Source organism: Citrobacter pasteurii, from assembly GCF_019047765.1.
In the GTDB taxonomy this organism is placed as follows: domain Bacteria; phylum Pseudomonadota; class Gammaproteobacteria; order Enterobacterales; family Enterobacteriaceae; genus Citrobacter; species Citrobacter pasteurii.
Window position 1 is genome coordinate 1753975 of sequence record NZ_CP077262.1, and the last position, 24611, is coordinate 1778585.

Sequence of the window (24611 nt, forward strand, 5' to 3'; positions counted from 1 at the left end):
ACATACGACACGATCACCGGATAAGACGTTACGTGTTTTATCCGGCCTTCAATGATGAATCGTTACGGTTCTCTACCAGTTTATCCAGGAACTGCCACAGTTTTTCATTCATCTGCTGGTAATCCCATTCGCGCATTTCAGCGACAGAGCGGATAAAACGTTTTCCTTTGGCCTCTGCTAACTCTTGTTCTGAATGCTGAATCAGCCCCTCGATTGCTTCGGCGGTGAATTCCATATGACACTGAAAACCATAAACGAAATTACCGTATTGTACGATTTGTCGCGGGCAGCCCTCGCTGGCGGCAAGAATTGTCGCCTGATCGGTTAATCCCGGCATATCGTTGTGCCAGTGACCGACGGTAAGCGGTGAACCAAAATGGCTGAACAACGGATGCTGTTGGCCTGCTTCGGTCAGAGCGATCGGGTAGTGGCCAATCTCTTTTTCCGGGCTCTGGCATACTTTCGCACCCAGCGCTTCACCGATTAACTGCGACCCCAAACAGATCCCCACCACAATTTTGCGTGCTGAAATCGCCTGATTGATCAGGTGCTGTTCAGCCTGAGAGTCAAAATACGGGCACTCTGCCAGCGTGGTGCGTGGAGACTGCGGACCGCCAAAGACGACCAGCATATCGAAGCCATCGGCATTGGCGGGAACCGATTCTCCGGCGTAAACCTGTGACCAACTGATGGTATAGCCACGTTGTTCTGCCCACGGCAGATACGCGCCAGCAGATTCAAAAGACTCATGAATAACAAAATGAACTCGCACTTTTTCTCTCCTGTTAGCGCTTTTGCGCCTGATGAATATCAGCCGCCAGCTTATGAATATCGCTGTCGTTTAAGGTCGACAGCGTAATGCGCAGACCGTGCGATGGTGTATTCACACCAAACACCTCACCTTCGCGTACCAGCCAACCGGATTTTGCCAGGGCAAAAGCAAGTGATTGACTGTGGTGCGACAGAGGCAGCCACAGATTCAGACCATCAGCGACGGGCAGATCAATGCCATATCCTCTGAGAGCGGTGGTCAGTTTTTGCTGCTGTGTTGCGTAAAACTGCTGAGTCTGCACCAGCTTATGTTGATATTCTTCGTCGCTCAGGCAGGCGCAGGCTAAATCCTGAAGCAGATGGCTGACCCACTGACTGCCGGAGTTGAGTCGCAACCGCAGTTTTGCTGAAGTAACCGGATCGCTGGCAACGATGGCAAGGCGTAAGTCCGGGCCTAATGTTTTAGACATCGAACGGATGACGGCCCAGTGGGTGGTTTCTTTTGCTATCACCGGATACCAGCGGCAAGCGGACAGCAGCGCAAAGTGGTCGTCGACAATAACCAGCGTTTGCGGATAACGGGCCAGGATTTCCTGCAATTGCGCCGCGCGGGATGCGCTCAGGCTGCATCCCGTCGGGTTATGGGCGCGCGGCGTCATAATCACCGCCCGCGCACCTTTTTGTAGCGCAATTTCCAGCATCTCTGGCTGCATGCCTTCGTGGTCAACGTTGACAGGATTTGCTGAGAATCCGGCATACCGCAGCATATTGATGCTGCTCAAAAAGCACGGATCTTCTACGACAACGCTATCGCCAGGCAGTAAATGGGCGCATAGCAGACGTTCAATGGCGTCAATAGCGCCGCTGGTGATATCGATTTCTCCCTTGCCTGGCATTGCGTCCTGCATCCATTGCGCGGCCCACGCTTTAAGACCGGGTGATACGGCGGCATCGCCGTATAAACGCGGATTCTTATTTATTTGCACGAAATAACGGCTGAGGTCTGGAAGACGCGAAGGCGCTGGATTACCGCCGGAAAGATCGACGAGCGCGGTATCCGGATTGCCACCTTCCAGCGCACCGGGGGCAGATATTTCTTTGATCACTGTGCCATTGCGTCCGAGGCTCTGCGCCAGTCCGGAGGTGACAAGGCGTTTATAAGCCGCCGCGACAGTATTACGGTTAACGTTCAATGCTGTTGCTAGTTCACGCACCGGCGGCAACGTTTCTCCTGCTGCCAACGTGCCTGTAGCGACATGTTGACGAATACTGTCAAAAATTTCGTTAGCGGTTTTTCCGTCGATCATTATTGACCTATGACAAAATGAATTTTAGCATATGACGATAATAGTGAGGCGATAGCCCGCTGTCCAGCGAGAGGAGAAGTTTATGCAGCAGGAGAGTGAAATACAGTCAGTGCTCTTCGACGACAAGCATCGGGCGTTACAAACCGATATCGTCGCCGTCCAGTCACAGGTGGTGTATGGCAGCGTAGGCAACAGTATCGCCGTCCCAGCCATCAAAGCGCAGGGATTACGCGTCACTGCGATCCCAACGGTACTGTTCAGCAATACACCGCATTATGAGACCTTTTATGGTGGTGTTATCCCGGCCGACTGGTTTAGCGGCTATCTTCGCGCCTTAAATGAACGCGATGCGTTACGTGAGTTAAAAGCGGTGACCACGGGGTATATGGGAAGTGCGGAACAAATCGCTCTGCTGGCACAGTGGCTGGAGACCGTTCGGGCCACGCATCCGGAACTGTGTATTCTGGTCGATCCGGTGATTGGCGATACGGACAGCGGCATGTACGTAAAGGCCGAAATACCGCAGGCGTATCGCAAGCATCTGCTACCGCTGGCACAGGGACTGACGCCAAACGTGTTTGAGCTGCAGATATTGAGCGGTAAACCTTGTCGCACGCTGGATGAAGCGATATCGGCAGCCAAATCGCTGCTCACCGATACGCTGAAATGGGTGGTAATCACCAGCGCACCGGGAGAAACCGAGGAGGTCATTCAGGTTGCCGTCGTGACAGCTGAAACGGTTGAGGTGCTAGCCCATCCGCGGGTGAAAACAGACCTGAAAAACAGACCTGAAGGGGACCGGCGATCTGTTCTGCGCTGAACTGGTGAGCGGTATCGTGTTGGGAAAATCACTTACTGCTGCCACGCACGATGCTGCACAGCGCGTGCTGGAAGTGATGACGTGGACCAACCAGTGCGGTTGTGATGAGTTAATTCTGCCACCGGCAGGGGAGGCGCGATGAAGAGTTACCGGCTGGTGGTTCGCCAGAATGGGCGTATGGTTGGACATTTTGACACCAGCGGGACAACGGCGCTGGAAGATATCTGCGTGGCGCGAGCCATGTTTGGTATTGCAGGTGGTTACGACTGTGAGTTGTTGGTGGCGGATTCGGAACGGCGGATGCTGGAGAGCGGGCCGGAGGGCATGAAAATCCTGATGCGTGAGGCGTATTATCGACCGATGACCGCGCACATTTAATGGCGGATGGCGCTACGCTTATCCGGCCTACGATACGAGATTCTTTGTAGGCCGGATAAGCGTAGCGCCATCCGGCAAGGTATTGCCTGATTGCCGGATGGCGGCGTAAACGCCTTATCCGGCCTACGCAAGAATTACTTCTTGATGCGGATAACCGGGGTTTCACCCACGGTCACGCTACCGGACAGTTTGATCAGTTCTTTGATTTCGTCCATGTTGGAGATAACAACCGGAGTCAGGGTAGACTTGGCTTTTTCTTCCAGCAGCGGCAGATCGAATTCAATAACCGGGTCGCCCACTTTCACGCGCTGACCTTCTTCAGCGATACGCTTAAAGCCTTCGCCTTTTAGTTCAACGGTATCAATACCGAAGTGAACAAACAGCTCAATGCCGCTGTCGGATTCGATAGAGAAAGCGTGGTTGGTTTCAAAGATTTTGCCGATGGTGCCGTCAACAGGAGCAACCATTTTGTTACCGGTTGGTTTGATAGCGATGCCATCACCAACGATTTTTTCAGCAAAAACTACATCCGGCACGTCTTCGATGTTGACGATCTCGCCAGAGAGCGGAGCAACAATCTCAATAGTTCCGGTGTCTTTCTTATCATCAGAAACCAGAGATTTCAGTTTATCGAACAAACCCATGATCTTCTCCTAAGCAGTAAATTGGGCCGCATCTCGTGGATTAGCAGATTGTTTTTTCTTCAATGAACTTGTTAACCAGCGTCATTAACTCGTCCGTTGTCGGTTGAGCAAGAGCCTGCTCTGCTAACACCTTCGCATCTTCGAAGTTCGTGTTACGGATAATCTTCTTAATGCGCGGGATAGAAATGGCGCTCATAGAGAATTCGTCCAGACCCATCCCCAGCAACAGAAGTGTAGCACGTTCGTCGCCTGCAAGCTCACCACACATGCCAGTCCATTTGCCTTCAGCATGAGAAGCATCAATAACTTGCTTGATCAGCGTCAGCACAGATGGCGACATTGGTTGGTAAAGGTGTGAAATCATATCATTACCACGGTCAACTGCCAGGGTGTACTGCGTTAAATCATTGGTGCCGATACTAAAGAAATCAACTTCTTTGGCTAAGTGACGCGCAATGGTTGCCGCAGCCGGTGTTTCCACCATCACGCCAATCTCAATGCTTTCGTCAAATGCTTTACCTTCGTCGCGCAGTTCCTGTTTGTAGATTTCGATCTCTTTGCGCAGTGCGCGCACTTCTTCAACAGAGATGATCATTGGGAACATGATGCGCAGTTTGCCGAAAGCAGAGGCACGCAGGATAGCGCGAACCTGGTCACGCAGGATCTCTTTACGATCCATGGCGATACGTACGGCACGCCAGCCCAGGAACGGGTTCTCTTCTTTCGGGAAGTTCATGTACGGCAGCTCTTTATCGCCGCCGATGTCCATGGTACGGACGATGACCGCCTGAGAGCCACAGGCTTCAGCCACGGCTTTATACGCAGCAAACTGTTCTTCTTCAGTCGGCAGCGATTCACGATCCATGAACAGGAATTCGGTGCGATACAGACCTACGCCTTCAGCGCCATTACGCTCAGCGCCTTCAACGTCACGAACGGTACCGATGTTGGCACACACTTCAACCTGGTGACCGTCCAGCGTGATAGCCGGCAGATCTTTCAGCTTAGCGAGTTCCGCTTTCTCGGTAGCAACCTGCTCCTGAACGGTACGCAGTTGTTCGATAACGTCGTTGGTCGGATTGACGTAAACCTGATTGTTTACGGCATCCAGAATCAGATAGTCGTCGTTTTTCACCTGAGAGGTGACGCTACCGGTACCGACGATGGCAGGCAGTTCCAAAGAACGCGCCATAATTGAGGTATGAGAGGTACGTCCACCTGCGTCAGTAATGAAACCCAGCACCTTTTCGAGGTTCAGCTGTGCGGTTTCTGACGGGGTCAAGTCAGCGGCAACCAGGATAACTTCTTCCTGGATAGCGCTCAGGTCGATAATTGCCAGACCCAGGATGTTACGCAGCAGGCGTTTACCGATGTCACGTACGTCAGCCGCACGTTCTTTCAGGTATTCATCATCCAGCTCTTCCAGGGCTGTGGCCTGACCTTCGATAATCTCATGTGCAGCTGCGTCAGCCGTCATGTGCTTATCTTTAATCAGGGCTATGATTTCCTGCTCCAGCTCCTCATCTTCGAGCAGCATGATATGCCCTTCAAAGATGGCTTCTTTTTCTTCACCGAATGTTTCACCAGCTTTGGTTTTGATCGCTTCCAGTTGCGCAGATGCCTTGGCACGACCGCTCAGAAAACGTTCAACTTCCTGATCAACCTTGTCGGCAGAAATTTTTTTCCGGTCAATGACGATTTCGTCTTCTTTCAGCAGCAGTGCCTTGCCGAAAGCGATACCCGGGGATGCTAAAATGCCTGAAATCATAACCCTACCTTACTTGTGACTGATATTTAAAAGAACTCGTTGAACTTACTCGAGTTCAGCCATCAGTTTAACCAGATGCTCAACTGCTTTCTGCTCGTCTTCGCCTTCTGCGGAAAGGGTAACAACGGTGCCCTGAGTCAGGCCCAGAGTCTGCAGCTTAAACAGGCTTTTTGCGCTAGCGCTTTTGCCGTTGGAAGTCACAGTGATTTCAGATGTAAAGCCTTTTGCTTCTTTAACAAATTGAGCAGCAGGGCGAGTATGCAGACCGTTCGGAGCGGTAATGGTAACTTCTTGCTGGAACATTATATTTCCCCAACTTATAGGTTTAGTGTTGTGGAACTAAAGTCTAGCCTGGCGGTTCAACTTTAGCCTGTATTGTTAGCGCCGACGTAAACAGGACGCGACACAAAAGGAGTTCGGTGCAATCCGTTGCTGGCAACTTCTTGCCGCTGACGTTTCGTTCGTCATTAAACATTATGCCGCGAAAGGAAGAGTTGAACCAAATCATAAAATCGATTCAGCTAGCGCTTTTCCTGTAACGATTAATTTCGCGCATCAAAATAATTAGTTTGGTTAAATACCAGTTCCGGCGGGTTGAATCAATGCCAGGTGGATTGAAACTTTGAAGCAGGCCACAAAAAAGCACCCAAAAGGGTGCTTTTTTACGCCTTTTTAACATGCTGGCATTACTGTTGCAGTTCTTTCTCAGTGAAGAGATCGGCAAACAGTGCTGTGCTCAGATAACGCTCACCCGATGACGGTAGAATAACCACTATATTCTTATTGGTAAAGGATTCATCTTCCTGGAGCTTAAGCGCGGCAGCAACCGCAGCACCTGAAGAGATACCTGCCAGAATACCTTCTTCTTCCATCAGGCGGCGCGCCGTGGAAATCGCTTCATCATTGGTGATGGCAACCACTTTATCGATAAGCTTCAGGTCAAGGTTACCAGGAATGAAGCCTGCGCCAATGCCCTGAATTTTGTGCGGACCCGGTTTCAGCTCTTCGCCCGCCAGCGCCTGGGCTATAACCGGAGAATCTGTCGGCTCAACGGCAACGGTGATGAGGTCCGTTTTGCCCTTGGTTCCTTTAATGTAGCGAGTCACCCCGGTCAGCGTACCGCCGGTACCTACGCCTGAGATAAACACATCAACCTGACCATCAGTATCTTCCCAGATTTCCGGGCCGGTGGTTTTCTCGTGGATTTCCGGGTTAGCCGGGTTGCTGAACTGCTGCAGCAGCAGGAATTTTTCTGGGTCGCTGGCAACAATCTCTTCTGCCTTTTGAATCGCGCCCTTCATGCCTTTCGCGCCTTCGGTCAGCACCAGGTTTGCACCCAATGCCTTCAGCAACTTGCGGCGCTCAATGCTCATGGTTTCAGGCATCGTCAGGGTGAGTTTGTAACCACGGGCGGCAGCAACGTAGGCCAGCGCGATCCCGGTGTTACCGCTGGTCGGTTCGACCAACTCAACGCCCGGCTTCAGTACACCACGTTTTTCGGCATCCCAAATCATATTGGCACCGATACGGCATTTGACGCTGAAGCTCGGGTTACGTGACTCCACCTTCGCCAGAATGCGTCCGTTACCGATACGGTTCAGTCGAACCAGCGGCGTATGACCGATAGTCAGCGAGTTGTCTTCAAAAATCTTACTCATGGCCTGTCCTTAACTGTATGAAATTGGGATACCGCTTCAGCATACCTGTTGAGAAAGTATGGGGAAGTAAGGATTTAGCATATCTATATTCAGAAAGGAAATATTCGACGTCAGTATGGAATAAGGGACGGCATAAGCCCCCCCCTGTTTTACACATTTTTGCATTACTTCCATAACGCGTGTTTAGCACGGTAGCAGTCTACCCACATCGCCGTGGCACCACAAACCGCGACTGGCATGATGAACAGATTGAGCACCGGGATCATCGTAAACAGACTGGTTAGCGCACCGAACTGCATGTTGGTGACTTTGTGTGTGCGCAGGGCGATACGCATCTCTTTAAAGGGCACTTTGTGGTTGTCGAACGGATAATCACAATATTGAATAGCCAGCATCCACGCGCTGAACAGGAACCACAGTACAGGTGCGACGGTCTGCCCCACGCCGGGGATAAAATAGAGGAGCAGTAACACAAAGGCGCGCGGGAGATACCACGCCAGCTTTTGCCATTCGCGCTTCATAATACGCGGCACGTCTTTCATGATGCCAAGAACGCCAGTGTCAGGCGGCGTCGCGCCTGTCAGGCGGGCTTCGAGTTGTTCTGCCAATAAGCCGTTAAACGGTGCGGCAATCCAGTTGGCGATGGTAGAGAACAGGTAGCCAAACACCAGTAGCACGGAGATCGTGACAATCGGCCAGAGCAAATAGCTAAGCCACTGTAGCCAGTTCGGGACGTGGCTCATCAGCGCGGGGATCCAACTGTCAAGTTGCGTAAACAGCCACCAGAATGCGCCGCCCATCAGCAGAATATTCACCAGTAAAGGCAGGATAACAAAGCGACGAATTCCCGGTTGAGTGATGAGTTTCCATCCCTGAGAAAAGTAGTAAAAACCGCTGCGAGGTACAACTGCAGATGATGAAACCATGGTCAGGACATACTCCTTGTTATATAAGCTCTGGTAAACTTTGCGTATCTTACCGGGTTGTTGAGCGTTAAGCTGTTCGGAAATGTTCGAAAAAACAGCAAAAAGCACAATTTTGTTCATCTTTATGCTGTGAAAGCCAAGAGTACACTTGCACTTGGCGTAATCGACAAATACTCTTAGTGAGTAAATGTTTGCCGTGGTGGCAAGGTGTTAGAACAACAGAGAATATAATGATGCAGGATTTGCGTCTGATATTAATCATTGTTGGCGCGATCGCCATAATCGCTTTACTGGTACATGGTTTTTGGACTAGCCGTAAAGAGCGGTCTTCTATATTCCGCGATCGCCCACTGAAACGCATGAAGTCTAAACGTGATGACGAGGACTCCTACGACGACAACGTCGAGGAAGACGAAGGCGTGGGCGAAGTCCGCGTGCATCGTGTGAATCATGCTCCCGGTAACGTGCAGGAACATGGTGTTCCTCCTCAGTCGCCGCAACACCAGTACCAGCCGCCTTATGCGTCTGCTCAGCCGCGTCAACACGCGCAGCAGCCTGCACAAGCGCCGGTACCGCCGCATGTTCAGCAGCCGCAGCAGCCCGTACAACCGCAGCAGCCAGTGCAACATCAGCCTGTTCAGCAGCAACCTGCGCAGCAGCCGATGCAACATCAGCCCGTCGCCCCGCAGGTTCAGCAGCCCGTGCAGCAAGCACCGCAATCTGCGCCACAGACCTTCCAGCCCGCAGAGCCTGCCGTTGAACATCAACTGCAGCCTGAACCGGTTGTTGAAGAAGCGCCCGTTGCTGAAAAACCGCAGCGTAAAGAAGCGGTCATCATTATGAACGTTGCGGCGCATCATGGCAGCGAGCTCAACGGTGAAGTGTTGCTCAACAGCATTCAGCAGGCTGGTTTTAAATTTGGCGATATGAACATTTTCCATCGTCATCTCAGCCCGGATGGTAGTGGCCCGTCGCTGTTCAGTCTTGCCAATATGGTTAACCCAGGGACGTTTGACCCTGAGATGACCGGCGATTTCAGCACGCCGGGCGTCACTATCTTTATGCAGGTTCCGTCCTATGGCGACGAGTTGCAAAACTTCAAGCTGATGCTGCAGTCCGCACAGCACATTGCCGATGAAGTGGGCGGTGTGGTGCTCGACGATCAACGTCGTATGATGACGCCGCAGAAACTGCGCGAGTATCAGGACCGCATCCGCGAAGTTAAAGAATCTCACGCCTGATTTTCCTCTGGCGTGACCTCTCCTTTCTGAACCCCCGCCTGTCGGGGGTTTTTTATCATTGATGGTGTGATATGCAATCTATAGAACAACAACTGAATGAACTGCGAGCGACGCTTCGCCATCATGAATATCTGTATCATGTTTTAGATGCCCCGGAACTGCCGGACGCGGAGTATGACCGCCTGATGCGTGAACTGCGTGAACTGGAAGTGCAGCATCCTGAACTTGTCACGCCCGATTCACCCACCCAGCGCGTAGGTGCCGAGCCGCTGGCGGCGTTCAGCCAGATTCGCCATGAAGTGCCGATGCTGTCGTTGGACAACGTTTTTGACGAAGAGAGCTTCCTTGCTTTTAACAAGCGCGTTCAGGACAGACTGAAGAGCACGGATAAACTGACCTGGTGCTGCGAGCTTAAGCTGGACGGCCTGGCGGTCAGTATCCTGTATGAAAACGGTATGTTCGTCAGCGCCGCGACGCGCGGTGACGGCACCACCGGCGAAGACATCACTTCGAACGTCCGCACTATTCGTGCCATTCCGCTGAAGCTGCGCGGAGATAATATTCCGGCTCGCCTGGAAGTGCGCGGCGAAGTGTTTATGCCACAGGCCGGGTTTGAAAAAATCAACGAAGAAGCACGCCGCACTGGCAACAAAGTGTTTGCTAACCCGCGTAACGCGGCGGCCGGGTCACTGCGTCAGCTCGATCCACGTATTACAGCGAAGCGACCGCTTACTTTCTTCTGCTATGGCGTCGGCGTACTGGAAGGCGGCGAGTTGCCTGATACCCATCTGGGTCGCCTGCTGCAATTTAAAGCGTGGGGGCTGCCGGTGAGCGACAGAGTGGCGCTTTGCGACTCTCCGGAGGAAGTACTTGCTTACTATCATAAGGTTGAAGAAGACCGACCGACGCTGGGATTCGATATTGACGGCGTGGTTGTCAAAGTCAACTCCATGGCGCTGCAGGAGCAACTGGGCTTTGTTGCCCGCGCACCGCGCTGGGCGGTAGCCTTTAAGTTCCCGGCGCAGGAACAGATGACTTTTGTTCGTGACGTTGAGTTTCAGGTCGGTCGTACCGGCGCGATTACGCCCGTCGCCCGCCTTGAGCCGGTGCAGGTGGCTGGCGTGCTTGTTAGTAACGCAACGCTGCATAACGCTGACGAAATCGAGCGGCTGGGTTTGCGGATTGGCGACAAAGTCGTTATTCGCCGTGCGGGTGATGTCATCCCGCAGGTGGTGAACGTTGTACTTTCCGAACGCCCGGAAGATACGTGTGAAATCGAGTTCCCCACTCATTGTCCGGTGTGTAACTCTGACGTTGAACGCGTGGAAGGCGAAGCCGTTACTCGCTGCACTGGCGGTTTAATCTGTGGTGCGCAGCGTAAAGAGTCGCTCAAACACTTCGTTTCCCGTCGTGCGCTGGACGTTGACGGCATGGGCGACAAAATTATCGATCAACTGGTCGAGAAAGAGTACGTGCACACACCAGCGGATCTGTTCACGTTGACTGCAGGTAAGCTGACCGGCCTTGATCGAATGGGGCCGAAGTCGGCGCAAAACGTAGTGAATGCGCTAGAAAAAGCGAAAGAGACCACGTTTGCCCGTTTCCTCTACGCGCTGGGTATTCGTGAAGTCGGCGAAGCGACGGCTGCAGGTCTGGCTGCATACTTCGGTACGCTGGATGCGCTGGAAGCGGCTTCCATTGAAGAGCTGCAAAAAGTACCGGATGTGGGCATTGTAGTGGCCACTCACGTGTTTAACTTCTTTGCCGAAGAGAGCAACCGCGAGGTGATCGTTCAGTTACTGGCGCAGGGTATTCACTGGCCAGCGCCGGTGGTTATCAACGCTGAAGAAATCGACAGCCCGTTTGCCGGTAAAACGATTGTGCTGACCGGTAGCCTGAGTCTGATGTCGCGCGATGATGCCAAAGCGCGTCTGATCGAGCTGGGTGCGAAAGTGGCGGGGAGCGTGTCGAAGAAAACCGATCTGGTGATTGCGGGGGAAGCGGCGGGCTCTAAACTGGCAAAAGCGCAGGAGTTGGGCATTGCCGTGATCGACGAAGCTGAAATGATCCGCTTGCTGGGTGCTTGAGATGGAAAAAGAGCAGCTGGTTGAAATCGCCAATACCGTGATGCCTTTTGGAAAATATAAGGGGCGTCGGCTGATTGACGTGCCGGAAGAGTATCTGCTGTGGTTTGCCCGTAAAGATGAATTTCCACCGGGCAAACTGGGTGAGCTAATGCAAATCACGCTGCTGATTAAAACCGAGGGGCTGACACAGTTGGTACAGCCCCTGAAACGCCCGCTTTAAGCCTTCGCGGCGCGGGTATTCTGCTGCGCCGCCTGTAATGCGTCCGTCTGGCGCTTATAACGACGCGCCAGAACCGCACAGACCATCAGCTGAATTTGATGGAAGATCATCAACGGCAGCACCATCATACCAATCACCGAAGTCGGGAACAGAATATTGGCCATGGGGATCCCGTTCGCCAGGCTCTTTTTCGACCCACAGAAGACAATGGTAATTTCATCGGCTGTGTTGAAGCCGCATTTACGCGCCACAAAGACGTTGATACCAATTACGATGGCCAGTAATACAAGGCTCACAATCACAATAAACAGCAGTGAACCGACCCCAACTTTGTGCCAGATCCCGTTCACGACCGCCTCACTGAAAGCGGAGTAAACCACCAGCAGAATGGATGACTGGTCCGTTTTGGCGATCCATTTTTTATGGCGCGATACCCAGTCGCCAATCCATGGACGTGAAAGATGCCCGAGTACGAACGGCAGCAGCAGTTGCAGCATGATTTTCCCTACCTGCTCCAGGCTGCCCTCTGCACCATGCATATTCATCACCAGTCCGACCAACAGCGGCGAGAGGAAAATACCCAACAGGCTGGAGGCAGAGGCGGAGCACACGGCGGCGGCAACGTTACCGCCCGCCAGTGACGTAAAGGCAATTGCCGATTGCACCGTGGCAGGCAAAATGCACAGGTACAAGAAACCCGTGTAGAGCATCGGATCAACGTTGACCGGTGCCCACCAGGCAAACAGGACGCCCAGCACGGGGAAGACCACAAAGGTGCTGCACATGACCCACAGATGTAAACGCCAGTGGCTACCGCCGGCAATAATGGCTTCACGCGAGAGCTTTGCGCCGTGCATAAAAAAGAGCAGCGCAATAGCGGCGGTGGTTAGGCCTTCAAAGAAAGGAACAAAGCCGCCCTCGGCCGGGAAAAATGACGCCAGCAAAACGACGGTAATCAGCGTAATCGTGAACGGATCAAGGATACGAAAAAGTTTCATAAAAGCTCCTGAAATTCGGTACTCACATTTTGCGTTTTTCCATTTGAGAAATAAAATTGATTTATTGCATCTATATATGAATCGAATCGATGAATTATTCTTTGCGCCAATTACGCATCTTTGTCACCGTCGCTCAGGCCAAAAGTTTTAGCCGGGCGGGGGATATCATCGGCTTAAGCCAGTCGGCGGTTAGTCATAGTGTAAAAGAGCTGGAAGGGCAGACGGGGGTCCGGTTACTGGATCGTACAACGCGCGAGGTGGTGCTGACGGAAGCCGGACAGCAACTGGCGGCACGGCTGGAACGCATTCTGGATGAACTGCACGGTACGCTGCGCGAAGCCGGTCAGGTTGGTACGCAGTTAACCGGTACGGTGCGTGTGGCTGCCAGCCAGACGATTTCCGCGCATCTCATTCCGCAGTGTATTGCGCAGAGCAACCAGCTTTATCCGGCAATCGATTTTGTCCTGCACGACAGGCCACAACAATGGGTACTGGAGAGTATTCGTCAGGGAGAGGTGGATTTTGGCATTGTGATTGACCCGGGAGCCGTGACCGATCTGCAGTGTGAAGCGGTGCTATCGGAGCCGTTTTTGTTGTTGTGTCGTCAGGATCACCCGCTCGCTCATCGGGAATGGATTAACTGGCAGGATCTGCAGCATGAGCGCCTGGTTTTGCAGGATTATGCCTCCGGTAGCCAACCGCTGATCGATGCAGCGTTGGCCCATTTTTCCATTGATGCCAATATTGTTCAGGAGATTGGTCATCCCGCCACGCTGTTCCCGATGGTTGAAGCGGGGATTGGCATCAGCGTGTTACCCGCACTGGCGCTCCCCTTACCGCAGGGTAGCCACTTGCAGGTTAAGCGCCTGACGCCGGTTGTGGAACGACAACTGATGCTGGCTCGACGTAAGAACCGCTCTTTATCAACCGCTGCTCAGGCGCTGTGGGACGTGGTGCGCATGCAGGCCAGTGAATTAACCGCTGGTCGTGCCCGCGATCCGTTGTATCAAATCTAACTATCTGGCTGATGTAATGCGTTAAAACAGGTATTTGATGGAGTAAATAATACCGTCCTGCAAGAAGGATTCCCCCAGTTTATTATCGGCGTAGCGGTATTGAATGCCGGCGGTCAGATGCGGGGTGGCGTTCCACCAGAATGCGACCGCGCCATTAATGCCGTCTTTACCACCATTACCTGCGGCGTAGGTTGCATCGCGATCAAATTCGTACTCATTCCAGTTCGTCACACTGAATTTCTCACTGCCCAGCAAGAAGCTATATCCAGCCACCCAACCCATCACATAACCGTTATCCCCTGTGTAATAGGTCTGGTCGGTATAGCGCTTGGCAAAGAAGGGTTTAAACCAGTAGCCGTTACCTGTGAAGTTATAGCCCAAACCATAGAGAAACATATCATCATGAAAGTTAGCGCGATTCGGTGAGCCGTAAGTTCCGTAGGCATGGAGATAGAGGTTTAGCCCCGTATCCCCCAGATAGATACGGTTGGTATTTTTGAAGGTGTAGCGTTGTTCGCTACCGGGTTTTGCGTGACGAGCATTGTAGAAATTCTCCCAGTCGAAGAATCCGTACATTTCCCCCCAGCTAAAGTTTGCACCGCCTTCAAGTTCCAGATAACCAAAATCATCTTTGTGTGATTTTTTACTGGTTTTTTCTGTAGTCTCTGAGGTCCAGTCGAGGTAATGCAGGCCAATATCGGCGAATCCGCCTTTAAATTCCGCATGGGATAGTGCGGGAATAATGAGTAAAGAAGAGAGTGCCAGAGTGAGAAGCTGTTTTTTCATCGCATATTTTCCTATGCCGATTTTTATTAATGGTTTAACGAACAAGTGAGTAATTTATAAGAATAAAATCGGCATATTGTTAATGCGGAAAACAAACAACCACCAATACTGTTTTGTCCGGGTATTAATACAGGATGGATCTAAATCCACCGATATCGAATGACTATTGATAAGGTACGAAAAGTGTATTGGTCAGCATGGTGTGAACGTCGTTATAAAAAGGAGTCAAATTTAACCTGATAGAAAAAGGATATTTATGCCTCACGCTCTCTTTTCTCATAATCCTGAGTATTGTGTTGATATTATTCGCGCGTACAAACTGGGTTTTACCCCTCGGGTGGCGTTTATTTTAGGTTCCGGGCTTGGTGCGCTGGCGGAGCAAATTGAGAATGCGGTCGCCATTTCCTATGAAAAACTACCTGGCTTTCCTGTCAGCACCGTCCACGGACACGCAGGAGAGCTGGTGCTCGGTCATCTGGCCGGTGTGCCTGTTGCCTGTATGAAAGGTCGTGGTCATTTCTATGAAGGCCGGGGTATGACCATCATGACCGACGCGATTCGTACTTTAAAATTGCTGGGTTGTGAAGTGCTGTTCTGCACCAATGCGGCGGGGTCTTTGCGTCCAGAAGTCGGTCCGGGGAGTCTGGTGGCGTTACACGATCATATCAACACCATGCCAGGTACGCCGATGGTAGGTGCGAATGATGATCGTTTTGGCGAGCGATTCTTTTCGCTGGCGAATGCCTATGATGCTGACTATCGTGCAATCCTGCAAACCGTTGCCGCAGAAGAAGGTTTCCCGCTGAGCGAAGGCGTATTTGTCTCTTATCCGGGGCCAAATTTTGAAACGGCGGCAGAAATTCGCATGATGCAGATTATTGGTGGCGACGTGGTAGGGATGTCCGTTGTGCCGGAAGTGATAACTGCTCGTCATTGCGGTCTTAAAGTCGTTGCCGTATCCGCGATTACCAACCTGGCGGAAGGACTGGGCGATGTAAAACTCTCCCATGCGCAAACGCTGGCTGCGGCGGAACTTTCGCGACAGAACTTTATCAATCTTATTTGCGGCTTTCTGCGCAAAATTGCCTGATAAAAACAACATAAAAGACCTCGGAGATGAGGTCTATTGATGCGATAAGGAAACGATGATGAGCATCACTTCTCGCTTAAAGGTAATGTCCTTTTTGCAATATTTTATCTGGGGAAGTTGGCTGACGACCCTCGGATCTTACATGATTAATACCCTGAGTTTTACCGGTGCAGACGTTGGTATGGTGTATAGCTCCAAAGGTATCGCGGCGATTATTATGCCCGGTATTATGGGGATTATTGCTGATAAATGGCTCAGAGCGGAGCGCGCTTATATGCTCTGCCATTTGGTTTGTGCTGGCGTACTTTTCTACTCCGCCTCGGTCACCGACGCCGATATGATGTTTTGGGTGATGCTTATCAATGCGATGGCCTTTATGCCAACCATTGCCTTATCCAATAGCGTCTCTTACTCCTGCCTCGCGCAGGCGGGTCTTGACCCGGTGACTCGTTTTCCCCCCATCCGCGTGTTTGGCACGATAGGCTTTATCATTGCTATGTGGTCGGTCAGTCTGCTGCATCTTGAGCTGAGTAACCTGCAACTTTATATTGCCTCCGGGGCCTCGTTAGTGCTGGCGGGTTATGCGTTGACGTTACCAAAAATTCCGGTAGTAGAGAAAAAAGCCACTGCAACGCTTGCCAGTAAACTCGGGCTGGATGCGTTTGTATTATTTAAAAATCCGCGTATGGCCATTTTCTTTCTCTTTGCCATGATGCTGGGCGCGGTATTGCAAATCACCAACGTCTTTGGCAATCCGTTCTTACATGATTTTGCCCGTAACCCTGAGTTTGCCAACAGCTTTGTGGTGAAATATCCGTCTATTTTACTGTCCGTTTCGCAAATGGCTGAGGTCGGATTTATTCTTACCATCCCGTTCTTCCTGAAGCGGTTTGGTATTAAAACGGTGATGCTGATGAGCATGCTGGCATGGACGCTGCGCTTTGGTTTCTTTGCTTTTGGCGACCCGTCACCAATCGGTTTCATCCTGCTGCTTATGTCGATGATTGTCTACGGTTGTGCATTTGACTTTTTCAATATCTCGGGGTCAGTGTTTGTTGAGCAGGAAGTGGACTCCAGCATTCGCGCCAGCGCTCAGGGGCTGTTTATGACCATGGTAAACGGCGTTGGTGCGTGGGTGGGGTCAATCCTGAGCGGGATGGCGGTGGACTATTTTTCTGTCGATGGCGTCAAGGATTGGCAAACTATCTGGCTGGTATTTGCGGGGTATGCATTATTTCTCGCTGTGCTATTTTTCTTCGGGTTTAGATACAAACATGACCCGGATAAAATAGCGAATCGTGCGGTTGCACATTAAAAAGGATTAGCAGCTCTGGTTGTCAGGGCTGCTTTAAATTATAAAGGATAGTGCGTGAAAGAAATATTTTTCTCTTCGGGTGTTGGTTTTGGCATTGGGGCCATTTTTACATTATTACGATTACCTATTCCTGCTCCAAATGTATTACCGGGAATATTATCAATTGTATTTATGTATATAGGTTATCTGGTGGTGAAGTACTTTATGCCATGATAACGTGATGGACCCTTATCACCGCTGCGGAGTGCTTAACCATAGAACGTGTATATCGAACAGACCTTAAGTTGTTACGTTATTTTCTTGCCGTAGCGGAAGAACTCCATTTTGGGCGCGCTGCAGCGCGTCTGAATATGTCTCAGCCACCGCTTAGTGTTCACATTAAGGAACTGGAAAACCAACTGGGTACATTGCTTTTTATTCGCCATTCTCGCAGCGTGGCGTTAACCCATGCGGGGAAAGTTTTGATGGAGGAGTCGCGCCGTTTGCTGGCCAGTGCAAATCAAGCGCTGGCGCGGGTGGAGCAGATTGGTCGCGGTGAAGCTGGGCGCATTGAACTCGGCGTAGTCGGTACGGCGCTGTGGGGCAGAATGCGCCCTGCAATGCACCATTTTTTGAAAGCAAACCCCAATGTTGAGGTACTGTTTCGCGAGAAATCTCCAGGTATGCAGATGGCGCTGTTAGAGCGTCGGGAACTTGATGCCGGGATTTGGCGAATGGCGATTGAACCCTCCGAGGGGTTTGCCAGCCTGCGTTTGCACGAATCGTCATTTTTAGTCGCAGTGCCACAAGAGCATCACCTGGCTGCATGTCAGGCTGTGCCACTGGCGGCGCTGCGCAATGAATATTTTGTCACATTACCTTCCGTGCATTCAGATTGGGCTTTTTTACAGCGAATTTGTCAGCAGGCTGGATTTTCACCGATGATAGCACGTGAAGTGGTCGAACCGCAGACGGTGCTGGCGATGATCAGTATGGGGATTGGCATTACGCTGATGGCTGATGGTTATGCGCAAATGAACTGGCCTGGCGTGGTATTCCGGCCATTAGAGGAACGTATTCCGGCAGATTTGTATATTGTCTATGAGCAGCAGCAGGCTACACCGGCGTTGAATAGACTGGTTACAGCATTAACAACATGATTTGTATAAATCGCAGATAGCAAAAAAGCGCCGCCAGCGCCCTTTTTTGCATTGGTGGGTCGTGCAGGATGACTCGCTTTGCTCGCCCCTCGGGCCGTCGCCGTAAACGGCTCCGTTGTTTCGCTGCGCTCAACACCGAACCTGCGGCAGGTTCGAATCTTACAAATTGCAGATAGCAAAAAAGCGCCTTTAGGGCGCTTTTTTACATTGGTGGGTCGTGCAGGATTCGAACCTGCGACCAATTGATTAAAAGTCAACTGCTCTACCAACTGAGCTAACGACCCGAAGTGGTGGGTGATGACGGGATCGAACCGCCGACCCCCTCCTTGTAAGGGAGGTGCTCTCCCAGCTGAGCTAATCACCCACTTCGGTACTTCAATTTTATTGTAAGAAATCCAGCTGGCGAGAAAGTGGTGGGTGATGACGGGATCGAACCGCCGACCCCCTCCTTGTAAGGGAGGTGCTCTCCCAGCTGAGCTAATCACCCACTTCTCAATTTCTTACTCTACACGGCGGAGACTACATAAAGTAGTTGGTGGGTGATGACGGGTTCGAACCGCCGACCCCCTCCTTGTAAGGGAGGTGCTCTCCCAGCTGAGCTAATCACCCCCGCTGTGTGGAGTCGCATTATAGGGAGAGTTGAAAATGAGTCAACGCATTTTCTAAAGAAATTGTTCGTTCGTCGTAAATTTAAGCAAAACGATCGCAAAACAATCCATGCCGCATGATTTGTATACGAAAATGGCAAAGCGTGATGTTCCAGCCTGAACAACATTGAGGAATCAGACCACGGTGATAGAATACCAGCCTGATAATCTTCCCAGGATTTGCCGGTTGTCGGCATCTTTATAAACGTAAGGCCATTTCATGAAAATCAAAACTCGCTTCGCGCCAAGCCCGACAGGCTACCTGCACGTCGGCGGTGCGCGTACTGCTCTTTATTCCTGGCTTTTTGCACGCAACCATGGCGGTGAGTTTGTGCTGCGTATTGAAGACACCGATCTCGAACGCTCCACTCCGGAAGCTATTGAAGCCATTATGGATGGCATGAACTGGCTGAATCTGGAATGGGATGAAGGCCCATACTTTCAGACCAAACGTTTTGATCGCTACAATGCGGTGATTGATGAGATGCTGGAAGCGGGTACCGCGTATAAATGCTACTGCTCCAAAGAGCGTCTGGACGCGCTGCGCGAAGAGCAGATGGCCAATGGCGAGAAACCGCGTTACGACGGGCGCTGCCGTCACGGCCACGAACATCACGCTGCTGATGAACCTTGCGTGGTGCGTTTTGCCAACCCACAGGACGGTTCCGTTATTTTTGATGACCAGATCCGTGGGCCGATCGAATTCAGCAACCAGGAGCTGGACGACCTGATCATCCGCCGTACCGACGGTTCCCCGACCTACAACTTCTGTGTCGTTGTTGATGACTGGGATATGGAAATCACCCACGTTATTCGTGGTGAAGACCATATCAACAACACCCCGCGTCAGATCAACATCCTGAAAGCGTTGAACGCACCGGTCCCGGTTTATGCTCACGTATCGATGATCAACGGCGACGACGGCAAAAAACTCTCCAAACGTCACGGTGCGGTCAGCGTTATGCAGTATCGCGACGACGGCTACCTGCCGGAAGCGCTGCTGAACTATCTGGTACGTCTGGGTTGGTCCAGCGGCGATCAGGAGATCTTCACCCGTGAAGAGATGATCAAACTGTTCTCTCTGGGGGCGGTGAGCAAGTCTGCGAGTGCGTTCAACACTGAAAAACTGCAGTGGCTGAACCATCACTACATTAATGCGCTGGCGCCAGAATATGTGGCGACGCATCTGCAATGGCACATTGAGCAGGAAAATATTGATACCCGCGTTGGGCCGCAGCTGTCAGAGCTGGTCAAGCTGCTGGGTGAGCGCTGCAAAACGCTGAAAGAGATGGCGCAGAGCTGCCGCTACTTCTACGAAGACTTTGCTGAGTTTGATGCTGACGCCGCGAAAAAACACCTGCGTCCGGTTGCGCGTCAGCCGCTGGAAGTGGTTCGCGACAAACTGGCTGCGATTAGCGAGTGGACGGCAGAAAACGTGCACCACGCGATTCAGGCAACCGCAGATGAGCTGGAAGTGGGGATGGGTAAAGTCGGGATGCCGCTGCGCGTAGCCGTAACCGGTGCGGGTCAGTCTCCGGCGTTAGACGTTACTGTGCATGCGATTGGTAAATCTCGCAGCATTGAACGTATTAACAAGGCGCTCGCGTTCATTGCTGAGCGTGAAAGTCAGCAGTAAGACGGGTTAAGATATGATAAAACGGCAGGCGCATACCCTGCCGTTTTTTTTGGCATTTATTCAGACTCATCAATGCCCAGACGGGTCAGGAAAGTGCGAATACCTTCGCGCGATATATACATCGCCAGCTTTTCCTGTTCTGTTGGCGACATGTTATCCAGTGCGCTGATTATCTGACGGCAGGCGTGACTGCGAACCACGTGTGTATACTCGGCAAGCGGTTCTTCTACCTGATAAAATTCCGGCACCTTGCGAAAAGCTGGAATATTGAGAAGAAACTCTCGGACGCCGGCATCAATATGAATAAGCCTTGCGCGACCACCTTTAACACCGGGAAACTTTTCGGTTGTCCAGTTTTGCTCTCTGATCCAACGATTGACGGTTTGTTTGGCGACCCCGAGGCATTCAGCCAGCTCTTCGGTGGTCATTTTACTGCGTAATTTTTTCATATTATTTGTTGTCGCGAATCCCTAAGCGTTGTAACAAACCCGTAATGCCTTCACGTAGGATCAGCGACGTAAACATTTTCTGTTCTGATGGCGTCATTTCTTTGGCGAGCCTTATCAGTAGAGCTTCGATGGAGGTGTCACCGGATAAAGATAAATTATCTGATAAGCCTTCCGCTGAACGCTCAGCGCTGCGAATGTATTCACGAACTTGTTCGGTAACGTGAACCAGACGGGCTTTACCGCCCTGAACACCGGGTTTGGGTGAGGTAGCCCAACCTTCCTTGCGCACCCATTTATTGATGGTCTGTCGGCTGTATCCGGTCAGATTAGCAAGTTCTTCTGGCGTCATCCGTTCCTTGAACATAACGATTCCCTGAATGGTCGTGGGGTTAATTAGTGGCTCATTTTATAGCACCATTTTAGTAGAAACCGTGACGCGTTTAACTACTGAATGCGAGTTGTTGCGCAATGTTCTTCATTTGCCTGCTTTTTCAGCGATTGAATTCTATGAGTTAATTTTGCCGTTGACACACGCGAAGGGAATTCATATGATGCCGCCCGTCAACTCGACAAGCTTTACGTGACGGGGCTATAGCTCAGCTGGGAGAGCGCTTGCATGGCATGCAAGAGGTCAGCGGTTCGATCCCGCTTAGCTCCACCAAATTTAATCCCAATGAATTTGGTACGTAAACGCATCGTGGGGCTATAGCTCAGCTGGGAGAGCGCTTGCATGGCATGCAAGAGGTCAGCGGTTCGATCCCGCTTAGCTCCACCAAAATTGAAACCCTCGCTGAAAAGCGGGGGTTTTTTGCATTTGGTTCCTGCCTGCGTTTCTCGTTTATTTGCTTAGATTGCTGGATAACAGACATAAAAAAACCGGGGAGAATCTCCCCGGTTTGGTAACGGCTGTATTGATGTCGTCTTACAGCACCAGTGCTGCAATGGAAGCAGACAGTACGCTGACCAGCGTAGAACCGTATACCAGTTTCAGACCAAAGCGGGAAACCACGTTACCTTGCTCTTCGTTCAGGCCTTTAATTGCACCTGCAATGATACCGATGGAAGAGAAGTTCGCGAAGGAAACCAGGAACACAGAGATAATGCCTTCAGCACGCGGAGAGAGCGTAGCGGCGATTTTCTGCAGGTCCATCATTGCGACGAATTCGTTGGAAACCAGTTTGGTTGCCATGATACTGCCCACCTGCAGCGCTTCGCTGGACGGCACACCCATCACCCACGCAATCGGGTAGAAGATGTAACCCAGGATGCCCTGGAAGGAAATGCTGTAGCCAAACCAACCGGTAACGGTAGCGAACAGGGCGTTCAGGGCAGCGATCAGCGCGATGAAACCAATCAGCATTGCAGCAACGATAATCGCAACTTTGAAACCTGCCAGAATGTATTCACCCAACATTTCGAAGAAGCTCTGACCTTCGTGCAGATTGGACATCTGAATATTTTCTTCGCTGGCATCAACGGTATAAGGGTTGATCAGTGACAGAACGATAAAGGTGCTGAACATGTTCAGAACCAGCGCCGCAACAACGTACTTCGGCTCCAGCATGGTCATGTACGCGCCGACGATAGACATGGAAACGGTAGACATCGCCGTTGCTGCCATGGTGTACATGCGGTTGCGAGACATTTTACCGAGGATATCTTTATAGGCGATAAAGTTCTCGGACTGACCCAGGATCAGAGAGCTGACGGCGTTGAAGGATTCCAGCTTGCCCATACCGTTCACTTTGGAAAGCAGGAAGCCAATTGCGCGGATGATAACCGGCAGCACACGGATATGCTGAAGAATACCGATCAGGGCGGAGATAAAGACGATAGGGCACAGCACTTTCAGGAAGAAGAATGCCAGGCCTTTATCGTTCATGCTGCCGAAGACAAAGTTAGTCCCTTCATTAGCGAATCCGAGCAGTTTCTCAAACATCTCGGAGAAGCCTCTTACAAAGCCCAGGCCGACATCAGAGTTCAGGAAGAACCATGCCAGTAACACTTCGATAACAAGCAATTGAATAACATAACGAATGCGGATTTTTTTACGGTCACTGCTTACCAGCAGTGCGAGTACCGCAACCACGGCAAGGGCCAGGACAAAGTGAAGGACACGATCCATATTTGCTCCAAATTTGAGGCAGATTTAGTTTTCGTGCACATTCTATGTAACAACAGTAAAGAAAACGAGATCAAACACACACTATAATAAGGACCTGTGACGAGATTCAAAATTAGTGATCGGTGATACACTTCCGTTATGTTTAGTATGGAAGTGAAAAGTTATGTCACTGTGCTAATCTCATAACAATAATCAAACATCTTAGCGGCATTTCTAAATTTCTTACCGTTCCATAGACAAACGCTATCAGAGAAATCAACTTCACCCATTAAAATGAATTTGATAATCATTCTCAATAAGCGTAGCTTGAAACATAGCAAAGGCTATGTTTCTGAGGCACTAAAATGACTAACGATCGCGTTGAGAGTAGCAGTGGACGGGCAGCGCGCAAGTTGAAGCTCGCATTAATGGGACCTGCGTTCATCGCGGCAATCGGATATATCGATCCCGGTAACTTTGCTACGAATATTCAGGCAGGGGCTAGCTTTGGCTACAAACTGTTGTGGGTAGTGGTCTGGGCAAACCTGATGGCGATGCTGATTCAGGTGCTGTCGGCCAAGCTTGGTATTGCCACCGGCAAAAACCTGGCGGAACAGATCCGTGATCACTATCCTCGTCCAGTAGTTTGGTTTTACTGGGTACAGGCCGAAATTATTGCGATGGCGACCGATCTTGCAGAATTTATTGGCGCTGCGATTGGCTTTAAACTCATCCTTGGCGTTTCGCTGCTGCAGGGGGCTGTGCTCACTGGTATTGCGACATTTTTAATTCTGATGCTGCAGCGTCGCGGACAGAAACCCCTGGAAAAAGTGATCGGCGGTTTGTTGTTGTTCGTGGCAGCGGCATATATTGTCGAGCTGATTTTTTCCCAACCGAACCTTGCGCAGCTTAGCAAAGGGATGGTTATACCGAGCCTGCCCAATTCTGAAGCGGTGTTCCTGGCGGCCGGTGTGCTTGGTGCCACCATCATGCCGCACGTCATTTATCTGCACTCCTCCTTAACCCAGCATTTGCACGGTGGTACGCGCCAGCAGCGTTACGCAGCGACGAAATGGGATGTGGCTATCGCTATGACGATTGCCGGATTTGTGAATCTGGCAATGATGGCGACCGCAGCAGCCGCGTTTCACTTTAGCGGGCATACCGGTATCGCAGACCTGGACCAGGCCTATCTGACGCTTGAACCGCTGCTGAGTCATGCTGCTGCAACCGTGTTTGGTTTAAGCCTGGTGGCGGCCGGGCTTTCCTCTACCGTGGTTGGTACGCTGGCGGGGCAGGTGGTTATGCAAGGGTTTATCCGCTTTCATATCCCGCTCTGGGTGCGCCGTAGCGTCACCATGATGCCGTCATTTATTGTGATTTTAATGGGGCTTGATCCCACCCGGATACTGGTGATGAGTCAGGTATTACTCAGCTTTGGTATCGCCCTGGCGCTGGTACCACTACTGATTTTTACCAGCAACAGCCAACTGATGGGGGATTTAGTTAATAGCCGTTGGGTGAAACAGGTTGGTTGGGTGATTGTGGTGCTGGTCGTGGCACTGAATATCTGGCTGCTGGTCGGGACCGCGCTCGGATTGTAGCAAGGCT

Annotated in this window: 24 protein-coding genes, 6 tRNA genes, 1 other RNA gene and 1 pseudogene; 15 read left to right on the forward strand and 17 right to left on the reverse strand. The window is 51.3% G+C overall.

The features are described 5' to 3' along the window. Window positions 1-37: 37 nt before the first annotated feature. Together I6L54_RS08470 and ptsJ are read right to left on the reverse strand one after the other, a co-directional pair. Window positions 38-772 carry a type 1 glutamine amidotransferase gene (locus I6L54_RS08470; protein WP_040233515.1) on the reverse strand — a complete coding sequence of 245 codons (735 nt, stop codon included), beginning with the start codon at window positions 770-772 and terminating at the stop codon, window positions 38-40. A 13-nt stretch (window positions 773-785) separates the two neighbouring features. Beyond that, complete coding sequence (ptsJ, locus tag I6L54_RS08475) at window positions 786-2078, reverse strand: MocR-like B6 salvage transcription factor PtsJ (protein ID WP_040233517.1); 1293 nt, start codon at window positions 2076-2078, stop codon at window positions 786-788. A gap of 82 nt (window positions 2079-2160) precedes the next feature. Between ptsJ and pdxK the strand changes: the two are divergent. Both pdxK and I6L54_RS08485 read left to right on the forward strand, forming a co-directional pair. Further along, window positions 2161-3040 (forward strand): annotated as a pseudogene (gene pdxK, locus I6L54_RS08480) (pyridoxine/pyridoxal/pyridoxamine kinase). Then, window positions 3037-3276 carry a hypothetical protein gene (locus I6L54_RS08485; protein WP_005121950.1) on the forward strand — a complete coding sequence of 80 codons (240 nt, stop codon included), beginning with the start codon at window positions 3037-3039 and terminating at the stop codon, window positions 3274-3276. Before pdxK ends, I6L54_RS08485 begins: the two are co-directional and overlap by 4 nt. A gap of 134 nt (window positions 3277-3410) precedes the next feature. On the opposite strand, the gene crr is transcribed toward I6L54_RS08485, so the two are convergent. The 5 genes from crr to cysZ form a co-directional block, all read right to left on the reverse strand. Next, a complete protein-coding gene (crr, locus tag I6L54_RS08490; protein ID WP_000522253.1) occupies window positions 3411-3920 on the reverse strand; it encodes a PTS glucose transporter subunit IIA in 510 nt (169 codons plus the stop codon). A gap of 40 nt (window positions 3921-3960) precedes the next feature. Then, window positions 3961-5688 carry a phosphoenolpyruvate-protein phosphotransferase PtsI gene (gene ptsI, locus I6L54_RS08495; protein ID WP_040231467.1) on the reverse strand — a complete coding sequence of 576 codons (1728 nt, stop codon included), beginning with the start codon at window positions 5686-5688 and terminating at the stop codon, window positions 3961-3963. Window positions 5689-5733: 45 nt separating this feature from the next. Further along, complete coding sequence (gene ptsH, locus I6L54_RS08500) at window positions 5734-5991, reverse strand: phosphocarrier protein Hpr (RefSeq protein ID WP_002913505.1); 258 nt, start codon at window positions 5989-5991, stop codon at window positions 5734-5736. A 383-nt stretch (window positions 5992-6374) separates the two neighbouring features. Beyond that, on the reverse strand, window positions 6375-7346 hold the full coding sequence (gene cysK, locus I6L54_RS08505) for a cysteine synthase A (protein WP_005121957.1): 972 nt from the start codon (window positions 7344-7346) through the stop codon (window positions 6375-6377). Window positions 7347-7510: 164 nt separating this feature from the next. Next, window positions 7511-8272, reverse strand: coding sequence for a sulfate transporter CysZ (gene cysZ / locus I6L54_RS08510; protein ID WP_005121960.1), 762 nt, complete (start codon window positions 8270-8272; stop codon window positions 7511-7513). A gap of 230 nt (window positions 8273-8502) precedes the next feature. On the opposite strand from cysZ, the gene zipA reads away from it, so the two are divergent. From zipA to I6L54_RS08525, 3 genes are all read left to right on the forward strand, one after another. Further along, window positions 8503-9513 carry a cell division protein ZipA gene (zipA, locus tag I6L54_RS08515; protein ID WP_040231463.1) on the forward strand — a complete coding sequence of 337 codons (1011 nt, stop codon included), beginning with the start codon at window positions 8503-8505 and terminating at the stop codon, window positions 9511-9513. A 71-nt stretch (window positions 9514-9584) separates the two neighbouring features. Further along, window positions 9585-11600: an NAD-dependent DNA ligase LigA gene (gene ligA, locus I6L54_RS08520; protein ID WP_040231460.1), complete on the forward strand. Its 2016-nt coding sequence runs from the start codon at window positions 9585-9587 to the stop codon at window positions 11598-11600. Between the two features lies 1 nt (window position 11601). Next, window positions 11602-11820, forward strand: a complete 219-nt coding sequence (locus I6L54_RS08525; protein WP_003038102.1) for a DUF3820 family protein — start codon at window positions 11602-11604, stop codon at window positions 11818-11820. On the opposite strand, the gene I6L54_RS08530 is transcribed toward I6L54_RS08525, so the two are convergent. After that, entirely contained in the window at window positions 11817-12818 is a 1002-nt protein-coding gene (locus I6L54_RS08530) for a bile acid:sodium symporter family protein (protein ID WP_005121286.1), read from the reverse strand. The two genes, I6L54_RS08525 and I6L54_RS08530, sit on opposite strands and share 4 nt — an antisense overlap. Before the next feature lie 89 nt (window positions 12819-12907). Between I6L54_RS08530 and I6L54_RS08535 the strand changes: the two genes are divergently transcribed. Continuing rightward, complete coding sequence (locus tag I6L54_RS08535) at window positions 12908-13834, forward strand: LysR family transcriptional regulator (protein ID WP_040231458.1); 927 nt, start codon at window positions 12908-12910, stop codon at window positions 13832-13834. Between the two features lie 21 nt (window positions 13835-13855). On the opposite strand, the gene I6L54_RS08540 is transcribed toward I6L54_RS08535, so the two are convergent. Further along, the gene (locus I6L54_RS08540) at window positions 13856-14620 is read right to left on the reverse strand and encodes a nucleoside-specific channel-forming Tsx family protein (RefSeq protein WP_005121288.1); all 765 of its coding nucleotides are present in this window, start codon (window positions 14618-14620) and stop codon (window positions 13856-13858) included. A 256-nt stretch (window positions 14621-14876) separates the two neighbouring features. On the opposite strand from I6L54_RS08540, the gene xapA reads away from it, so the two are divergent. The 4 genes from xapA to I6L54_RS08560 are packed head-to-tail and all read left to right on the forward strand — an operon-like array spanning window position 14877 to window position 18164. Then, complete coding sequence (gene xapA / locus I6L54_RS08545) at window positions 14877-15710, forward strand: xanthosine phosphorylase (protein ID WP_005121289.1); 834 nt, start codon at window positions 14877-14879, stop codon at window positions 15708-15710. Between the two features lie 58 nt (window positions 15711-15768). After that, window positions 15769-17025 carry a nucleoside permease gene (locus I6L54_RS08550; RefSeq protein WP_040231457.1) on the forward strand — a complete coding sequence of 419 codons (1257 nt, stop codon included), beginning with the start codon at window positions 15769-15771 and terminating at the stop codon, window positions 17023-17025. A gap of 54 nt (window positions 17026-17079) precedes the next feature. Next, window positions 17080-17238, forward strand: coding sequence for a XapX domain-containing protein (locus tag I6L54_RS08555; protein WP_005121292.1), 159 nt, complete (start codon window positions 17080-17082; stop codon window positions 17236-17238). 41 nt (window positions 17239-17279) lie between these two features. Beyond that, a complete protein-coding gene (locus I6L54_RS08560; protein ID WP_040231456.1) occupies window positions 17280-18164 on the forward strand; it encodes a LysR family transcriptional regulator in 885 nt (294 codons plus the stop codon). A 52-nt stretch (window positions 18165-18216) separates the two neighbouring features. Here the strand turns inward: I6L54_RS08560 and I6L54_RS08565 are convergent. From I6L54_RS08565 to I6L54_RS08585, 5 genes are all read right to left on the reverse strand, one after another. Continuing rightward, a non-coding RNA gene (locus tag I6L54_RS08565) (RtT sRNA) lies at window positions 18217-18343 on the reverse strand. A 29-nt stretch (window positions 18344-18372) separates the two neighbouring features. Further along, a tRNA-Lys gene (locus I6L54_RS08570) sits at window positions 18373-18448 on the reverse strand. Between the two features lie 4 nt (window positions 18449-18452). Beyond that, window positions 18453-18528 (reverse strand) — tRNA-Val (locus I6L54_RS08575). Window positions 18529-18575: 47 nt separating this feature from the next. Beyond that, a tRNA-Val gene (locus tag I6L54_RS08580) sits at window positions 18576-18651 on the reverse strand. A gap of 46 nt (window positions 18652-18697) precedes the next feature. After that, window positions 18698-18773, reverse strand: a tRNA-Val gene (locus I6L54_RS08585). Between the two features lie 258 nt (window positions 18774-19031). On the opposite strand from I6L54_RS08585, the gene gltX reads away from it, so the two are divergent. Continuing rightward, window positions 19032-20447, forward strand: a complete 1416-nt coding sequence (gene gltX / locus I6L54_RS08590) for a glutamate--tRNA ligase (protein WP_005130009.1) — start codon at window positions 19032-19034, stop codon at window positions 20445-20447. 56 nt (window positions 20448-20503) lie between these two features. Here the strand turns inward: gltX and I6L54_RS08595 are convergent, their stop codons facing one another. Beyond that, window positions 20504-20896, reverse strand: coding sequence for a MerR family transcriptional regulator (locus I6L54_RS08595; protein ID WP_040231455.1), 393 nt, complete (start codon window positions 20894-20896; stop codon window positions 20504-20506). A gap of 1 nt (window position 20897) precedes the next feature. Then, complete coding sequence (locus I6L54_RS08600; RefSeq protein ID WP_003028277.1) at window positions 20898-21260, reverse strand: YfeC-like transcriptional regulator; 363 nt, start codon at window positions 21258-21260, stop codon at window positions 20898-20900. Window positions 21261-21481: 221 nt separating this feature from the next. Here I6L54_RS08600 and I6L54_RS08605 point away from each other — a divergent pair. Continuing rightward, a tRNA-Ala gene (locus tag I6L54_RS08605) sits at window positions 21482-21557 on the forward strand. Window positions 21558-21595: 38 nt separating this feature from the next. Continuing rightward, window positions 21596-21671 (forward strand) — tRNA-Ala (locus tag I6L54_RS08610). 147 nt (window positions 21672-21818) lie between these two features. Here the strand turns inward: I6L54_RS08610 and nupC are convergent. After that, the gene (gene nupC, locus I6L54_RS08615) at window positions 21819-23021 is read right to left on the reverse strand and encodes a nucleoside permease NupC (RefSeq protein WP_040231453.1); all 1203 of its coding nucleotides are present in this window, start codon (window positions 23019-23021) and stop codon (window positions 21819-21821) included. A gap of 273 nt (window positions 23022-23294) precedes the next feature. Here nupC and I6L54_RS24555 point away from each other — a divergent pair, with 273 nt between their 5' ends. After that, window positions 23295-23369 carry a hypothetical protein gene (locus I6L54_RS24555; RefSeq protein ID WP_420808581.1) on the forward strand — a complete coding sequence of 25 codons (75 nt, stop codon included), beginning with the start codon at window positions 23295-23297 and terminating at the stop codon, window positions 23367-23369. After that, the gene (locus I6L54_RS08620) at window positions 23366-24604 is read left to right on the forward strand and encodes an Nramp family divalent metal transporter (protein ID WP_005130002.1); all 1239 of its coding nucleotides are present in this window, start codon (window positions 23366-23368) and stop codon (window positions 24602-24604) included. The genes I6L54_RS24555 and I6L54_RS08620 overlap by 4 nt, the downstream gene beginning before the upstream one ends. The last annotated feature ends 7 nt before the right edge of the window (window positions 24605-24611 follow it).

Excerpts from the sequence above, each read along its gene's own strand:
- ptsJ (WP_040233517.1), bottom strand. The coding sequence starts at position 2,078 with ATGATCGACGGAAAAACCGCTAACGAAATTTTTGACAGTATTCGTCAA.
- I6L54_RS08485 (WP_005121950.1), top strand. The coding sequence starts at position 3,037 with ATGAAGAGTTACCGGCTGGTGGTTCGCCAGAATGGGCGTATGGTTGGA.
- crr (WP_000522253.1), bottom strand. The coding sequence starts at position 3,920 with ATGGGTTTGTTCGATAAACTGAAATCTCTGGTTTCTGATGATAAGAAA.
- ptsI (WP_040231467.1), bottom strand. The coding sequence starts at position 5,688 with ATGATTTCAGGCATTTTAGCATCCCCGGGTATCGCTTTCGGCAAGGCA.
- ptsH (WP_002913505.1), bottom strand. The coding sequence starts at position 5,991 with ATGTTCCAGCAAGAAGTTACCATTACCGCTCCGAACGGTCTGCATACT.
- cysK (WP_005121957.1), bottom strand. The coding sequence starts at position 7,346 with ATGAGTAAGATTTTTGAAGACAACTCGCTGACTATCGGTCATACGCCG.
- cysZ (WP_005121960.1), bottom strand. The coding sequence starts at position 8,272 with ATGGTTTCATCATCTGCAGTTGTACCTCGCAGCGGTTTTTACTACTTT.
- zipA (WP_040231463.1), top strand. The coding sequence starts at position 8,503 with ATGATGCAGGATTTGCGTCTGATATTAATCATTGTTGGCGCGATCGCC.
- ligA (WP_040231460.1), top strand. The coding sequence starts at position 9,585 with ATGCAATCTATAGAACAACAACTGAATGAACTGCGAGCGACGCTTCGC.
- I6L54_RS08525 (WP_003038102.1), top strand. The coding sequence starts at position 11,602 with ATGGAAAAAGAGCAGCTGGTTGAAATCGCCAATACCGTGATGCCTTTT.
- I6L54_RS08530 (WP_005121286.1), bottom strand. The coding sequence starts at position 12,818 with ATGAAACTTTTTCGTATCCTTGATCCGTTCACGATTACGCTGATTACC.
- I6L54_RS08535 (WP_040231458.1), top strand. The coding sequence starts at position 12,908 with ATGAATTATTCTTTGCGCCAATTACGCATCTTTGTCACCGTCGCTCAG.
- I6L54_RS08540 (WP_005121288.1), bottom strand. The coding sequence starts at position 14,620 with ATGAAAAAACAGCTTCTCACTCTGGCACTCTCTTCTTTACTCATTATT.
- xapA (WP_005121289.1), top strand. The coding sequence starts at position 14,877 with ATGCCTCACGCTCTCTTTTCTCATAATCCTGAGTATTGTGTTGATATT.
- I6L54_RS08550 (WP_040231457.1), top strand. The coding sequence starts at position 15,769 with ATGAGCATCACTTCTCGCTTAAAGGTAATGTCCTTTTTGCAATATTTT.
- gltX (WP_005130009.1), top strand. The coding sequence starts at position 19,032 with ATGAAAATCAAAACTCGCTTCGCGCCAAGCCCGACAGGCTACCTGCAC.
- I6L54_RS08595 (WP_040231455.1), bottom strand. The coding sequence starts at position 20,896 with ATGAAAAAATTACGCAGTAAAATGACCACCGAAGAGCTGGCTGAATGC.
- I6L54_RS08600 (WP_003028277.1), bottom strand. The coding sequence starts at position 21,260 with ATGTTCAAGGAACGGATGACGCCAGAAGAACTTGCTAATCTGACCGGA.
- nupC (WP_040231453.1), bottom strand. The coding sequence starts at position 23,021 with ATGGATCGTGTCCTTCACTTTGTCCTGGCCCTTGCCGTGGTTGCGGTA.
- I6L54_RS08620 (WP_005130002.1), top strand. The coding sequence starts at position 23,366 with ATGACTAACGATCGCGTTGAGAGTAGCAGTGGACGGGCAGCGCGCAAG.